The sequence below is a fragment of the Streptomyces sp. NPDC002232 genome (assembly GCF_042890295.1).
Taxonomy (GTDB): Bacteria; Actinomycetota; Actinomycetes; order Streptomycetales; family Streptomycetaceae; genus Streptomyces.
In genome coordinates this window covers 350,217-363,208 of sequence record NZ_JBIARV010000005.1, presented here as the reverse complement: position 1 = coordinate 363,208, position 12,992 = coordinate 350,217, and the positions used below count along the sequence as shown (strand labels likewise).

Genomic DNA, 12,992 nt, shown 5'->3' with positions numbered 1-12,992 from the left:
TCAGCCGCGGGAGGTCGCACCACTCAGGCGAAGTCCGCCGGAGGCCGGGACCGGGATGCGGGCCCGGCCCTGGGTCCCCCGGACCAGCGCCGAAGTGAGCTGCGCCGTGCTGATGCGGGGCTCTTCCGGCGCCCGGGTGCCCAGGTCGCGCAGGGCCTCGACCACCGTGTGCAGGTCCGTGGCGAAATCCGCCAGGACCTCCGCCACGGCGGCCGCGTTGGAGCCGAGGATGTCCGTCCACAGCCCCGGGTCGCCGCCGGCGATCCGCGTGGTGTCGCGCAGGCCCTGCCCGGACAGCCGGAGCTGGGACTCGTCCCCCGACAGCAGGCGGGCCGCCAGCAGCGTCGCGACCACGTGCGGAGCGTGGGAGGTGAGGGCCACCGCCCGGTCGTGATCGCTCTGTGTCATCACGACCGGGTGGGCCCCGCAGAGCTCGGCGAGCTCCCCGACACGGCGGACGGCCGCCTCACGGGAGACCGCCGAGGGGGTGAGCACCCAGGGCCGGCCCCGGAAGAGGTCCCGCTGGGCGGCCAGCGGTCCCGACTGCTCCCGTCCCCCCATGGGGTGCCCGCCCACGAAGCGGGCCAGGTCGCATCCCAGTTCGGCCGCCTCCCGCTGCGGCCGTACCTTGACGCTCGCCACGTCCGTGAAGTCGTGGGCGAGTCCCAGGAGTTGGTACTCCTTGAGGACCTGGGCGACATGCTGGGGCGGAACCGCGAGCACGGCCAGGTCGACCGGCTCGCGAGGGAACTCGACCACGCCCGCGCCGAGATCGGCCGCCGTGCGGGCCGCTTCGGGATCCCGGTCGACCAGATGGGGGACGATGCCCTGGTCCCGCAGGGCCAGCGCGATCGACGTACCGATCAAGCCGGTACCGACCACTGCCGCGCTGAACATCAGCGGCTGCTCCACAGCACGGGGCAGTACTCCGGGTCGCTGTAGTCGGGGGTTCCCTCAGCGGTCCGGCGCACCAGCACGTCGTGGTTGTACGCGACCTGGGTGCCGTCCGAGCGGCGGAAGTCCCGGTACCGGTTGTCGCCGTCCTGGAGGTGGAAGGAGATGGCCCGGCGCGGGCGGTCGCTGACATTGGCCCCGCTGCCGTGGTAGGTGCGGCAGTGGTGGAAGTTGACGTGGCCCTTGGGGATGTGGACCGGGATCTTCGTGACCTCGGTGCCGTTGTACGCCGCGTTCTGATCGAGCATCACGTCGAGCTCGCTGCGGTCGCGCTCCGCGAAGTGCAGGGACGTGGCGTCGTTCTGGGCGATCTCCTTCCAGCGGTGGCTGCCGTCCACCATGGTGATCGTGCCCATCTCCTCGCCGCAGTCGTGGAAGGGGATGAAGGCGGTCAGCATCCGCTCGGAGGTGGACGTCGACCAGTAGTGCCGGTCGAAGTGCCAGGGCACGATGTTCGACTGCTCCTGGGCGACCGGCGGCTTGAAGATGAGGGTGGACTGGAAGACCCGGATCTCCTCGGCCTCGGCGAGCCGCGCGGCGACCGCGCCGAGCAGCGGCTTGCGCAGCACGCGCCCGATCGCGTCGTCCTCGTAGTGGATGTAGTCGTTGTGCCGCTGCACCGGTCCGTGCTCGGGCTCCCAGTACGCGAGCTTGGGCGGCCGGACGGGCAGGGTGCGGTCGCGGTGGCCGGCGTAGAAGTTCTCACTGGCCGACTCGAGGAGGTCGATCTCCTCGTCGGTGAAGAGCTTCTTCGACAGGTACCAGCCGTGCTCGGCGTAGAAGGCGACGTCCTCGTCGGTGGGGAGGAGCTCCCGCTCCTCCTCGGTCAGGGTGAAGCGCTCGGATTCCTGGACAGTCACGGTGTTCCTTCGGGTGCGGGGTGCGGGGTGCGGGTGGGACGCAGCGGTGACGGGTGGCGGCCGGCGGCGGAGCCGGTCAGGCGGTGGCCTTCTCCCGGGCGACGGCCTCGTAGAGGGCCTTGATGTTGCCGCTGCCGAAGGTGCGGGCGCCGTGCCGGTCGATGACCTCCCAGAAGAAGGTCCGCCGGACGTGCAGGGACTGCGTGAAGATCTGGAAGACCTGGCCCCAGTGGTCCTGGTCGACCAGGACGTTGGTGCGCCGCAGGTCCGCGATCTTCAGCTCCGGGCTGCCGAGGCGCTTCTCCAGCTCGGAGTAGTACGTGTCCGGCGTCTCCAGGAACTTCACCCCCCGGCTCTCCAGCGTGCCGACGGCGGCGACGATGTCGTCGGAGAGCAGCGCCAGGTGCTGCACGCCGGCCCCGCCGTGCCGGGCCAGGAAGCCGTCGATCTGGCCGGGCTCGCGGTCGGTCACCGGCTCGATCAGGGTGAAGGTGACCTTCCCGGACGGGCTCTGCACCACCTTGGAGTCCATGGCCTGGGCGCCGACCTCGATGAACTCCTCGAAGATCTCCGAGAAGCCGAAGACCTTCTCGTAGAAGGCGACCGTCTCGCGCAGCTGACCCGCCGGCAGGCAGATCGCCGCGTGGTCCACGGTGGACAGCACCTGCTCGGGCTCGTCGGGGTCCGGGGCGAAGATGTCCATGACCCCGGGCAGGAAGTCGTCCCGGTCACCGGTCCGCTGGACGAAACGGTGCGCGACGTCGCCGAATCCGAGCACGGAGGCCGTGACGACCTCGTTGCCGTCCCGGCCGTGCGCCGTGAGCTCCTCGACGACGGTGGCACCGCGCCCGACCGCGGTCGCGAACGCCTCGGCGGCGTCGGTCACCTCGAAGGCGATGTTGGCGACGCCGTCGCCGTGCAGGGCGACGTAGGCGGCCGCCGGGTGCTCGGGCGTCAGCGCGGAGGTGAGGACGACGGAGATGCCGCCCTGGCGCAGCAGCAGGGAGCGCTGGTCGGCCAGGCCCGTCTCGGGGCCCGCCTGACCGCACAGGCGGAAGCCGAACGCGGTGCAGAGGAAGAACGCCGACTGCTGGGCGTCCCCGACATAGAACTCGACATGGTCTACGGCCCCGATGTTCACGGAGCCCCCTTTCTTCTGGCGCCTCTGGCGCTACTGGCGCTTCTTGCGGGTGGTCGGCTCGCCGAAGAGCAGGCTGACGTTGTGCCCGCCGAAGGCGAACGAGTTGGAGAGGGCGGCGCGGACCCGCTGGTTCCGGGCTCCGCCGCGGACGTGGTCCAGGTCGCAGGCCGGGTCGACCTCGTCGAGGTTGTGGGTCGGGGGAAGCTGCCCGCGGGAGATCGCGAGCGCGCAGAAGGCCGCCTCGACCGCCCCGGATCCGCCCAGGAGGTGACCGGTCATCGACTTCGTGCTGCTGACGGCCGGGGACCGGTCGCCGAAGACGGCGTGCACGGCCTTGGTCTCGGCGACGTCGCCCAGCTTGGTCGAGGTGCCGTGCGCGTTGATGTAGTCGATGTCGTCGGGCGTGAGCCCGGCGGTCGCGATCGCCCCGCGCATGCTGGCCGCGGCCCCCTCGCCGTCCGGTCGCGGCGCCGTGGGACGGAACGCGTCGGTGCTGGCACCCCATCCCATCAGGTCGGCGTAGCCGGCGGCGCCGCGGGCGTCCGCGAGGCCGGCCCGCTCGACGACGAGCACACCCGCCCCCTCGGCCAGCACGAAGCCGTTGCGGCGGCGGTCGAACGGGCGGCTGGCGGCCTCCGGGTCCTCCCACCGCTGGGCCAGCGCCCTGGCGTGGTGGAAGGCCAGCGCCGAGGTGGGGTTGAGCGGCGCCTCGGCGCCACCGCAGACCACGACGTCGGCCTCGCCGTAGCGGATCAGCCGGGCGGCCTCCGCCACCGCGTGGGCGCCGGCGGCACAGGCCGTCGCGATCGCCGAACTCCAGCCGCGGATGCCGTACTTGATCGCGATGCGGGCGGCGGCCATGTTCGGCAGCATGCCGGGCAGCAGGTACGGGCTGACCGCCGTCGGACCGCGCTCGGCCCGGGCCAGCGACTGCGCCTCGTACGTCGTCAGACCGCCGGCGCCGCTGGAGACGATCACCGCGACCCGGTGCGGGTCGACGTCACGGCCGACGACGATGCCCGAGTCGGCCAGGGCGTCGTCCGCGGCGGCGAGCGCCATCAGCGCGAAGCGGTCGACGAGCCGGCCCTCGCTCGGGGGCAGGACCTCGCCGGCGGAGATGTCCGGGGCGATGCCGGCCACGTCCACGGTGCCGGCGAGCAGGTGGTCCTCGGGCGGCCTGCGCAGCCCGGACTTGCCGTGGCAGAGCGCGTCGAAGGTGTCCGCCGCGCCCCGGCCGAGCGGGGTGAAGGTGCCGATGCCCGTGACGACGGCGGCCGGGCCCGTGCCGCGCCCGCTCATGCCGCCACCGCCGCGGCGTCCGTGCCGAGCAGCTCGCCGGCGAGGAAGCGGGTGCGCAGCAGCACCTTGCGGACCTTGCCGGTCGGTCCGAGCGGGATCCGGTCCGGGCTGACGACGATCACGCGGTCGACGGTCTCGGCGACGTGGGGCTCCAGCGCGGCCAGCACCTCGGCGCCCCGGTCGGCCTCCGTGTCGGCCCGCTCGTCGAGGACGAGGAGCACGGAGGTGGTGACGTTCCCGTCGGCCTTCACGGCGACGACGGTGCACTCGCGGATGTCGGGGCAGGCGGCGAGGACGCGCTCCTCGGACAGCGCGGTGAACAGGCGTCGGCCGTTGCCGAGTTCCACCGCGTCCACCGCCCGGTCGACGTGGTAGAAGTACCCGGCCTCGTCGCGGAAGACGAGGTCACCGGTGAGGAAGTAGCCGTCCCTGCGGGTGCGGTAGGTGGTGACCGAGTCGTTCCAGTACCCGAGGGCGAGGGTCGGCGCGGCGATGGCGAGCTCCCCGACCTGGCCCGGGCCGAGCTTCTCGCCCTCCGGGTCGAAGACGGCGGCGTCGGTGAAGGCGTGCGGCTTGCCGATGCAGCGCCCGTACCGGTTGGTCTCCGGGGTGTGGGTGATGAAGAACTGGGAGTGGCCCATCTCGGTGGAGCCGAGACCGTCGACGAAGTACGAACCCGGCCGGTTCGTACGGCCCTTCGCGCCGGCCGAGGCCCGGCTGCCGACGGCGATGAGCTTGCGCACGTGCGCCTCGTGCGCGCAGTCGCCGGTGTTCCACCAGACGCTCACGGAGTCCAGGCGACGGGACGCGAGGTCCTCGCCGGCCAGCTCCGACCAGGTCGCCGCGAAGCCGAGCACGCTCTGCGGCTGCCAGTTCTCGATGGCCTCGAGCACGACGGTGCCGCTCTGGTTCGACACCAGGGCGAGCTGGACCCGGTTGGCCAGGGCCAGGTTGACCGCGATGACGGTGGCCGCGTGGGCGGAGGGGAGGGCGCCGAGCATCCGGTCGAGGCCCTGGCCCTTCGGGAGGGAGAGCCGGTGCCGGATCGAGGCGAACAGGCTGTGGTGCGAGTGGGCCACCGCCTTGGGCAGGCCGGTGGTGCCGGACGAGTGCGTGATGACCACGGGCTCGTTGCCGTGGTGGCGGTAGGGCTTGGGGGCCGCGGCCGGGTCGCCCTTGCCGAACTCCGAGACGTCGGGCAGCAGCGGGGTCTGGGTGTCGTGGCCCTCCAGCAGCGCGCGGTGGGCGGCGTCGGTGATGACGCCGACGGCGCGGAGCCGCTTGATGTACTCGGCCGCGGACTCGGCGGGGACCTTGCCGTTGACCAGCGCCGGGACGGCCCCGAGGCGGGCCAGCGCCAGGTAGGAGAGCACCTGGTCCGCGGCGTCCGAGACGAAGACGGCGACCGGGTCGCGGGGCTTGATGCCCAGGGCGTGCAGGGCGGCCGCCCGGGCGGCGACCCGCTCGCCCAGCGTCCCCAGGGAGAGGGGCTGCCAGGCGGGGTGACCGTCCACCTCGGTGTCGAAGGTCAGGGTCGGCAGGTCGAGGCCGTCTCCCCGGGCGACGAGGGTGGTCAGCAGATTGCCGATGCCCAGCGTTTGGTCGGCCGCGAGTTCCGCGCGCTCGTTCTTCGGGTTCATGCCTCGTTGTCTCCGTGTTCTGAGTCTGGTCTGGCTTGCCGCCGGTCCCCGGCGCTGTTTCCCGTACGTGACGGCCACGGGTGTCCGCGGTACCCGCCGCCCGCTGCCGGGGCAGACGGGCGGACAGGGTGCGGAACGCGGGGCACGGTGCGGCTACTGGACCGAGACGGCGGTGGCGGCGCGCTTGACGATCTCCTGGACCAGACCGGAGACGGTGAGCAGGGCGACCGTCTCCATCTCGTCCTCCTCGAACTTCACGCCGTAGGTGTCCTCGACCTGGATGGCGATCTCCGCGACGGAGAGCGACTCGAGGTCGAGACCGGCCGGACCGAGAGGGGTCTCGCCGGTGACATCCGTGACGTCGTAGTTCATGTTCTGGAGAGCCTCGATGACAAACTGGGTGACCTCGGCGGACATCTGATTGACTCCTCTGTGTGGAACGACTGCCGGGATGTGACCCGGACTTGGTGACGGTGCTGTGGTGCACCACGGACGGGGACGAGCGCGCGCAGGCGCACCGGCTGCTGTCGCAGAGTGCGGCCGCGCTCCTCGGTGTCCCGGTGTCCGAGCTACGGGTGGAGCACGAGCCGAGCGGGCGCCCGTTTCTGGGCGGCGCCGGCGAGGGGCTGATGGTGAGCGTCAGCCATGCCCGCGGGGTGCTGGCGCTCGTGCTGAGCGCGCGCTGCCCCGTGGGGGTCGATGTGGAAGTGGTACGCCGCCTCAACGCGGGCGCGCTGGCGCGGTCTTACCTGGATCCTGTGGAGACGGACTGGGTCCGCGCCCTGCCCGAGGATGAGCAGGCGACGGGGTTCCTCTGGCTCTGGACGCAGAAGGAGTCGGTGGGGAAGGCGCTCGGCCAGGGGCTGCGGGGCGGCGGCATGAGCCGCCGGGTACCGCTGCCGGAGTCCTGGCCGCCCGGCGACACCGCTCTTCTGACGCCCCGTCGGCTGCCCGGTGACCCGGACCTCCGGTCGGCCGCCCTCCTCGCCGGCGACGGGCGGTTCGTCCTCGGTGTCGCGACCCACGGCGAGCACGGCGACTGCGGCGTGCCCGTCCAGGTGCGCCGGGTGGACGCGCCGTCGGCCGGCTGAGGGGCCGCTACTTCTGTGCCGGGGTCGCGCCGGCCGTGGCACGGGCCGCGGAGCGGAGCGTCTGCGCGTTCCGTACGGGCTTGCCGGTGGCGGTGCGGGGGAGTTCGTCCAGGACGTGCACGGCCCTGGGCCGCTTGTACGGTGCCAGCCGGGTGGCGAGACACTCGGCGAGCCGGTCGGTCACCGACTGCTCGGTGACCGTCACGTACGCCTCGATGCCGGTGCCGTGCACCACGACCGCGTCGGTGATGCCGGGCAGCGCGGCGATGGAGGCCTCGACCTCGGAGAGGTCGACCTTCAGTCCGCCGACGGAGACCTGGGAGTCGAGCCGTCCGTGCACGGTCAGCAGGCCGTTCACCTCGTCGAAGTGGCCCGCGTCCTTGGTGTGCAGCCACCCGTCGACGTACCGGGTGGGGTCGATGCTCCCGACGTACGGTGAAGCGGGCAGCCCCAGCAGGATCTGCTCGTCCTCGACGCGGACCCGCATGCCGGGCACCGGAGTCAGCCCGGCGGCGGTCCCGGAGAGGTCGACGGCGATCACACCGGTCTCGGTCATGCCGTACATGGCGCCGAGGCCGGCGTTGTAGCCGTTGGTGAAGCGCTCCCGGACGGACGGCTTGATGAGCTCGCCCCCGGTGATCATCTGACGGAGCTGCGGGGGGCGGGTGGGGGACTGGGACGCGGCCAGCAGGGCGGCCTGGGAGGGGACGCCGAGGATGGTCGTCGGTTCCGGCCCGGCCGCGACGGCCTTGAGGATGCCGTCCAGCGTCTGGCTGGTGGGCAGCACCACCTGGGTGCCGCTGGCGAGCCCGTACAGCAGCCCGCCGACCAGTCCGAGGACGTGGACGATGGAGGCCAGGACGACGGTCCGCTCGCCCCGGCGGGGGAAGCCCTCCAGCTGTCCGTACCGGTCGATCTCCTCCAGGAGGCTCGCGACGGTGCGGCCGATCACCTTGGACGGACCGGTCGACCCCGAGCTGAGCTGGAGCAGCGCGTGATCGGTGGCGGCCGGCCGGCCGCCCTTCAGCGGAGTGAGCCGGACGTCCACGTGGAAGAAGCCCCACAGCGCCCCGCCCACCTTCTCCGTGGGCTCGACGACGAGCTGCGGGGTGAGCCGCGCGATCGCCTGACCGACCTCGTGCGGGGTCAGACGGTAGTCGAGCAGGATCACCTGGGCACCCGCCCGCCAGCCGGCGAGCATCGCGACGATGCAGCTCAGGGACGGTGGGACCCGTACGGCGAGGGAACCCCCGGCGGTCAGCCCGGCCGCTTCGAACTCGGCCCGCTGGGCGGCGACCAGCTCCCGGAGCGTCGCCCGGGTCACCGGCGCGTCCAGGTGCAGGACGACGTCGCGGCCGTCGCCTAAAAGAAGAATGTCGTCGACCCAGGCGCCGTCGACGCAAACGGGCCTGGTCGGCACCGTTTCCCCCACTGGAATCTCCCACCTATCGCAATTTCGAGTACCCGGCAGTAAATCGGAACTTCACTGTTCGGAAGACGCTCGGGTAAGTGCGTCGCGCTTTCGTTCGGCGGCGACGAGTTCACCATCTCCTAGTACTCATGAGTAGGCAAGCGAACAAAAGTGATCCTGGCAACAGTGCGTCAGGTTTCCGAATAGTGTCGTATTCGGGACCGCGCAGGGCATGCCAAATGCCCCGCCCACCCAATAGTTCGGGTGTGCGGGGTGGTGGGGAATGCTGATCGGCGGGCCGGCCCGTCTAGGGCGCGGAGATGTCGGACCGGAAAACTCCGGATGACGTGAAGTCACCGGGCGTCGGTGCGCCCATGAGCGCCATCACTTCGTCGAACTCCTCCTGGAGGCACTCCAGGACCCCGGTGACGCCGTCGCCGCCGCCGTGCGCGAGGCCCCAGAGGACCGGGCGCCCGACAAGGACCGCATCGGCGCCGAGGCAGAGGGCTTTCGCGATATCGGCGCCGTGTCTAATTCCGCCGTCGAGGATGACCGAACATCGCCCCGAAACCGCTTCCTTTATTTCGGGCAGACAATCCGGGGCCGCTCTCGCGAAATCGAGCTGCCGGCCCCCGTGATTGGAGACGATGATTCCCTCGACACCGTGCTTGACGCAGAGTTCGGCATCCTCCGAGGTGAGGATTCCCTTGAGCACCAGGGGCAGCGACGTCTGCTCCCGCAGCCACGCCAGATCCTCCCAGGTGATGGAGGGGTCGAACTGCTCCTTCGAGTGCCGCGCGATGGCGGACTGGCCGGGGGTGTGGCCGTGCGACGCGGCCATCATCGCCGGGTCCACGTTCACCGCGCGGATGTCCGGCGGGACGCTGAAGCCGTTCCGCGCGTCACGCGGGCGATGGGCCACCCGGGGGGCGTCCACCGTCAGGACCAGCGCGCGGTAGCCGGCCGCCTCGGCCCGCCGGGCCAGGGTCGCCAGCTGGGCCCGGTCCCTCAGCCAGTAGAGCTGGAGCCACAGCGGCCCGCTCGCCGCGGCGGCGATGTCCTCCAGCGTGCGGCTGGCGAACATGCTCACCGTGAACAGCGCCCCCGCCGCGCCGGCCGCCCGCGCGGTCGCCACCTCGCCCTCGGGATGGGCCAGTCGGTGGTACGCCATGGGGGCGATGCCGAGCGGCGCCGCGAGCGGCGCGCCCAGCAGGGTCGTCCGCGGGTCGCGCCGGGACACGTCGACGAGGCAGCGCGGGCGCAGCGTGATCCGGTCCAGCGCCCGGCGTCCCGCCGAGAGCATCGACTCGGTGCCGCTTCCCCCCTCCAGGAAATCCCAGACCGGGGCGGGCAGCCGCTCCCTGGCCGTGGCCTCGTACTCGCGCAGTGTCAGTGGCACCGCAGCTCAACCCCCCGTGATCCGCTTCGGCCGCGCCAACCAACCGCACGACCGTTCTTCTACTCTCGCATACTGACCGCACGGTCGTCCATGTTCTTAGTATGCTGGGCGTCAACGGCATCGGGGGAGATGCTGTGCGCAGTGATGTTGGGGGACCCGGTAGTCCAAGCACGAGAAGAGGCCGAACCATGACAGCGACGCACGAAGACGGGCGGATCGCACGCGGGAACCAGACCCGTCAGCTGGTCCTCAAGCGCACTGTCGAGATCGCGTCCGTGGAGGGCCTCGAAGGTCTCTCCCTGGGACGGCTCGCGACCGAGCTCAAGCTCAGCAAGAGCGGGGTCTTCGCCCTGTTCGGCTCCAAGGAGGAGCTACAGCTCGCCACCGTCCGCGCCGCCATCAAGGTCTACCTGGAACACGTCGTCCAGCCCACGCGCGGGATCGCGCCCGGCATCCGGCGCCTGTGGGCCATCTGTACCGCCTGGCTCACCTACTCCGAGCAGCGGGTCTTCCCCGGAGGCTGTTTCTTCTACTCGGTCTCGGCCGAGTACGACGCCCGTGAGGGCAAGGTGCACGACACGATCGCCGCGGCACACGCGAACTGGTTCTCGTTCCTCGGCCAGAACATCGAGGACGCCCAGCGGGCGGGCGAGGTCGAGCAGGACGTCGACATCCCCCAGCTCGTCTTCGAGATCGTCGCGCTCCTGGAGACCGCCAACGCCGAATCCGTCCTGCACAACGACTACTCCAGCTACGGCAAGGCCGCCAAGGGCATCCTGAACCGCCTGCGCGGCGTGGCCACCGACCCCACGCTGCTTCCCGACACACCCTGACTCCGCCCGCCGCCCCACGCGGTCGCGGGCCCGGACCGGAGACACCATGCCATTCGATCCAGAGTTCCAAGCCCTCTACGACCAGCGCGCCGCGCAGGGCGGCCGGCCGCTCTACAGCATGACCCTGGAGGAGGCCCGCGCCGCCGACCTCGCCGCCATCCAGGCCGGCTCCGGCGAGCCCGAGCCGGTGGCCGAGGTCATCGACACGACCCTCCCGGGGCCGGGCGGGACGCTGCCCGTCCGGATCTACCGGCCCGCCGCCGCGGAGGGGCCGCTGCCCGTCCTCGTCTACTTCTTCGGCGGCGGCTGGACGCTGGGCAGCATCGAGACCGGCGACGCGATCTGCCGCAGCCTCGCCAACGCGGCCGGCTGCCTGACCTTCGCCGTGGGCTACCGCCTCGCGCCCGAGCACAAGTTCCCCGCCGCGGTGGACGACTGCGACGCGGGCGTGCGGTGGATCGCCGAGCACGCGGGCCGGTACGGCGGCGACGCGACGAGGATCGCCGTCGCCGGAGACAGCGCGGGCGGCAACCTGGCCGCGGCCGTCACGCTCAGGAACCGGGACGCCGGCGGCCCCCCGCTCGTCGCCCAGCTGCTCGTCTACCCCAACACGGACTACCTCGCGGACACGGCCTCGCGCCGGGAGAACACCGACCCGCTGCTCTTCAACGACAAGTCCGTGCACTGGTACTGGGACAACTACCTCGCCACCGCCGAGGACGGCGTGCACCCGCTCGCCTCCCCGCTGCGCGCCCCCGACCACACCGGACTGCCGCCCGCCCTGGTGATCACCGCCGAGTACGACCCGCTGCGCGACGAGGGCGAGCAGTACGCGGACCGCCTGCGGGAGAGCGGTGTCCCGGTCGAGTCGGTGCGCTACCCCGGCGTCGCCCACGGGTTCTTCGCGATGGCGGGCACCCTGGACGCCGGCCGGCGCGCCGTCGCCCAGGCCGCCGCCCATCTCCGTACGGTCTTCGCCGACGCCACGACGGGGGTCTGACGATGCCGGACACCACCGCACGGACCGTACCGGCCCTGCCGCTCGCCGAGCTGCACGCCTCGCTCTCCGATCCGCTCCTCGACGCGATGAACTTCCTCAACGAGGTCGTCAACCGCTTCCCCGAGGCCGTCTCCTTCGCCCCCGGCCGGCCGTCCGAGGGCGGCTTCGACACGGAGGACCTGTTCCGCCATCTGCGGACGTACACCGACCACTTGGAGCGGGACCGGGGCTGGTCGCCGGAGCGGGTGCGCACCCAGCTGTTCCAGTACGGGCGCACCAACGGCATCATCCACGAGCTGATCGCCCGCACGGTGGCCAACGACGAGGACATCCACGTCGCTCCGGAGGCCGTGGTGGTCACCACGGGCTGCCAGGAGGCGATGCTCCTCACCCTGCGGGCCCTCTTCGCCGCCCCCGAGGACACCCTCCTCGTCAGCTCGCCCTGCTACGTCGGCATCACCGGCGCGGCCCGCCTGCTGGGCATCCCCCTGGGGCCCGTCCCGGAGGGACCCGCGGGCCCGGACCCCGAGGCCGTCCTGGCGGAGATCCGGCGCACCCGGGAGGCCGGCGGGCGGCCGCGCGCCCTCTACGTCGTACCGGACTTCGCCAACCCGTCGGGCGCGAGCATGACCGTGGCCGCCCGGGAGCGGCTCCTGGAGATCGCGGCCGAGGAGGACCTGCTGATCCTGGAGGACGATCCGTACGGCTTCTTCGTCCGCACCGGGAGCGCCCGGCCCACCCTCAAGGCGCTCGACCGGGACCGCCGGGTGATCCACCTCGGTTCCTTCGCGAAGACCGCGCTGCCCGGGGCCCGCGTCGGCTACGTCATCGCCGACCAGGAGGTCATCGGGCCCGGGGGGCGGGTCTCGCTGCTCGCCGACGAACTGTCCAAGATCAAGAGCATGACCACGGTCAACACCTCGGCGGTGGGACAGGCCGTGATCGGCGGACTGCTCATCGCGTCCGGCTGCCGGCTGCGCGAGGCGAACACCGAGGCCATCGCCTTCTACCGGAACAATCTGGACACCCTGCTCGGCGAGCTGGACCGGCACTTCCCCGCGGACCGCAGGGCGGCCCTCGGCATCGACTGGAACGAGCCCGACGGCGGGTTCTTCCTCGTGGTGACCGTCCCGTTCCTCGCCGACCACAAGGCGCTGGAGCGCTCCGCCCGGGAATTCGGGGTGCTCTGGACCCCCATGAGCGACTTCTACCTCGACGGGGGCGGACTCCGTCAGCTCAGGCTCTCGTGCAGCGCCCTGGAGCCGGCGGGCATCGTGGACGGGATCGCCAGGCTGGCCGCGTTCATCGAGGCCCGGATCGCCGAGACGGCCGAGTAGCGGAGCCGCACGGACGGAAGGAGGGGA

12 protein-coding genes are annotated in these 12,992 nt (G+C 71.9%); 4 read left to right on the top strand and 8 right to left on the bottom strand.

The window, feature by feature from the left end; genetic code table 11:
• From ACFYXU_RS24715 to ACFYXU_RS24690, 6 genes are all read right to left on the bottom strand, one after another.
• A complete protein-coding gene (locus ACFYXU_RS24715; RefSeq protein ID WP_389459982.1) occupies nt 1-897 on the bottom strand; it encodes a prephenate dehydrogenase in 897 nt (298 codons plus the stop codon).
• Nucleotides 897-1,814, bottom strand: a complete 918-nt coding sequence (locus ACFYXU_RS24710) for a phytanoyl-CoA dioxygenase family protein (protein ID WP_329853714.1) — start codon at nt 1,812-1,814, stop codon at nt 897-899. The genes ACFYXU_RS24715 and ACFYXU_RS24710 overlap by 1 nt, the downstream gene beginning before the upstream one ends.
• 76 nt (nt 1,815-1,890) lie before the next feature.
• The gene (hppD, locus tag ACFYXU_RS24705) at nt 1,891-2,955 is read right to left on the bottom strand and encodes a 4-hydroxyphenylpyruvate dioxygenase (protein WP_329853713.1); all 1,065 of its coding nucleotides are present in this window, start codon (nt 2,953-2,955) and stop codon (nt 1,891-1,893) included.
• A 30-nt stretch (nt 2,956-2,985) separates the two neighbouring features.
• Nucleotides 2,986-4,254 carry a beta-ketoacyl-[acyl-carrier-protein] synthase family protein gene (locus ACFYXU_RS24700; protein WP_376511063.1) on the bottom strand — a complete coding sequence of 423 codons (1,269 nt, stop codon included), beginning with the start codon at nt 4,252-4,254 and terminating at the stop codon, nt 2,986-2,988.
• The gene (locus ACFYXU_RS24695) at nt 4,251-5,894 is read right to left on the bottom strand and encodes a class I adenylate-forming enzyme family protein (RefSeq protein WP_376511064.1); all 1,644 of its coding nucleotides are present in this window, start codon (nt 5,892-5,894) and stop codon (nt 4,251-4,253) included. The genes ACFYXU_RS24700 and ACFYXU_RS24695 overlap by 4 nt, the downstream gene beginning before the upstream one ends.
• A gap of 153 nt (nt 5,895-6,047) precedes the next feature.
• Nucleotides 6,048-6,311 (bottom strand): acyl carrier protein, encoded by a 264-nt coding sequence (locus tag ACFYXU_RS24690; RefSeq protein WP_329853708.1) that lies wholly within the window; start codon nt 6,309-6,311, stop codon nt 6,048-6,050.
• A gap of 50 nt (nt 6,312-6,361) precedes the next feature.
• Between ACFYXU_RS24690 and ACFYXU_RS24685 the strand changes: the two genes are divergently transcribed.
• On the top strand, nt 6,362-6,985 hold the full coding sequence (locus ACFYXU_RS24685; protein WP_389460545.1) for a 4'-phosphopantetheinyl transferase family protein: 624 nt from the start codon (nt 6,362-6,364) through the stop codon (nt 6,983-6,985).
• 7 nt (nt 6,986-6,992) lie between these two features.
• Here ACFYXU_RS24685 and ACFYXU_RS24680 read toward each other — a convergent pair whose 3' ends face one another.
• Together ACFYXU_RS24680 and ACFYXU_RS24675 are read right to left on the bottom strand one after the other, a co-directional pair.
• Nucleotides 6,993-8,405 (bottom strand): class I adenylate-forming enzyme family protein, encoded by a 1,413-nt coding sequence (locus tag ACFYXU_RS24680; protein ID WP_389406282.1) that lies wholly within the window; start codon nt 8,403-8,405, stop codon nt 6,993-6,995.
• A 298-nt stretch (nt 8,406-8,703) separates the two neighbouring features.
• Nucleotides 8,704-9,795 carry an alpha-hydroxy acid oxidase gene (locus ACFYXU_RS24675; protein WP_361400692.1) on the bottom strand — a complete coding sequence of 364 codons (1,092 nt, stop codon included), beginning with the start codon at nt 9,793-9,795 and terminating at the stop codon, nt 8,704-8,706.
• A gap of 188 nt (nt 9,796-9,983) precedes the next feature.
• Here ACFYXU_RS24675 and ACFYXU_RS24670 point away from each other — a divergent pair, with 188 nt between their 5' ends.
• Genes ACFYXU_RS24670 through ACFYXU_RS24660 form a run of 3 tightly spaced genes read left to right on the top strand, consistent with a single transcriptional unit; the run spans nt 9,984 to nt 12,965 of the window.
• Nucleotides 9,984-10,628: a TetR/AcrR family transcriptional regulator gene (locus ACFYXU_RS24670; RefSeq protein ID WP_329853702.1), complete on the top strand. Its 645-nt coding sequence runs from the start codon at nt 9,984-9,986 to the stop codon at nt 10,626-10,628.
• Between the two features lie 46 nt (nt 10,629-10,674).
• Nucleotides 10,675-11,628: an alpha/beta hydrolase gene (locus ACFYXU_RS24665; protein WP_389459979.1), complete on the top strand. Its 954-nt coding sequence runs from the start codon at nt 10,675-10,677 to the stop codon at nt 11,626-11,628.
• 2 nt (nt 11,629-11,630) lie between these two features.
• Nucleotides 11,631-12,965 (top strand): PLP-dependent aminotransferase family protein, encoded by a 1,335-nt coding sequence (locus ACFYXU_RS24660; RefSeq protein WP_389459977.1) that lies wholly within the window; start codon nt 11,631-11,633, stop codon nt 12,963-12,965.
• The last annotated feature ends 27 nt before the right edge of the window (nt 12,966-12,992 follow it).

Excerpts from the sequence above, each read along its gene's own strand:
- ACFYXU_RS24715 (WP_389459982.1), bottom strand. The coding sequence starts at position 897 with ATGTTCAGCGCGGCAGTGGTCGGTACCGGCTTGATCGGTACGTCGATC.
- ACFYXU_RS24700 (WP_376511063.1), bottom strand. The coding sequence starts at position 4,254 with ATGAGCGGGCGCGGCACGGGCCCGGCCGCCGTCGTCACGGGCATCGGC.
- ACFYXU_RS24695 (WP_376511064.1), bottom strand. The coding sequence starts at position 5,894 with ATGAACCCGAAGAACGAGCGCGCGGAACTCGCGGCCGACCAAACGCTG.
- ACFYXU_RS24690 (WP_329853708.1), bottom strand. The coding sequence starts at position 6,311 with ATGTCCGCCGAGGTCACCCAGTTTGTCATCGAGGCTCTCCAGAACATG.
- ACFYXU_RS24670 (WP_329853702.1), top strand. The coding sequence starts at position 9,984 with ATGACAGCGACGCACGAAGACGGGCGGATCGCACGCGGGAACCAGACC.
- ACFYXU_RS24665 (WP_389459979.1), top strand. The coding sequence starts at position 10,675 with ATGCCATTCGATCCAGAGTTCCAAGCCCTCTACGACCAGCGCGCCGCG.
- ACFYXU_RS24660 (WP_389459977.1), top strand. The coding sequence starts at position 11,631 with ATGCCGGACACCACCGCACGGACCGTACCGGCCCTGCCGCTCGCCGAG.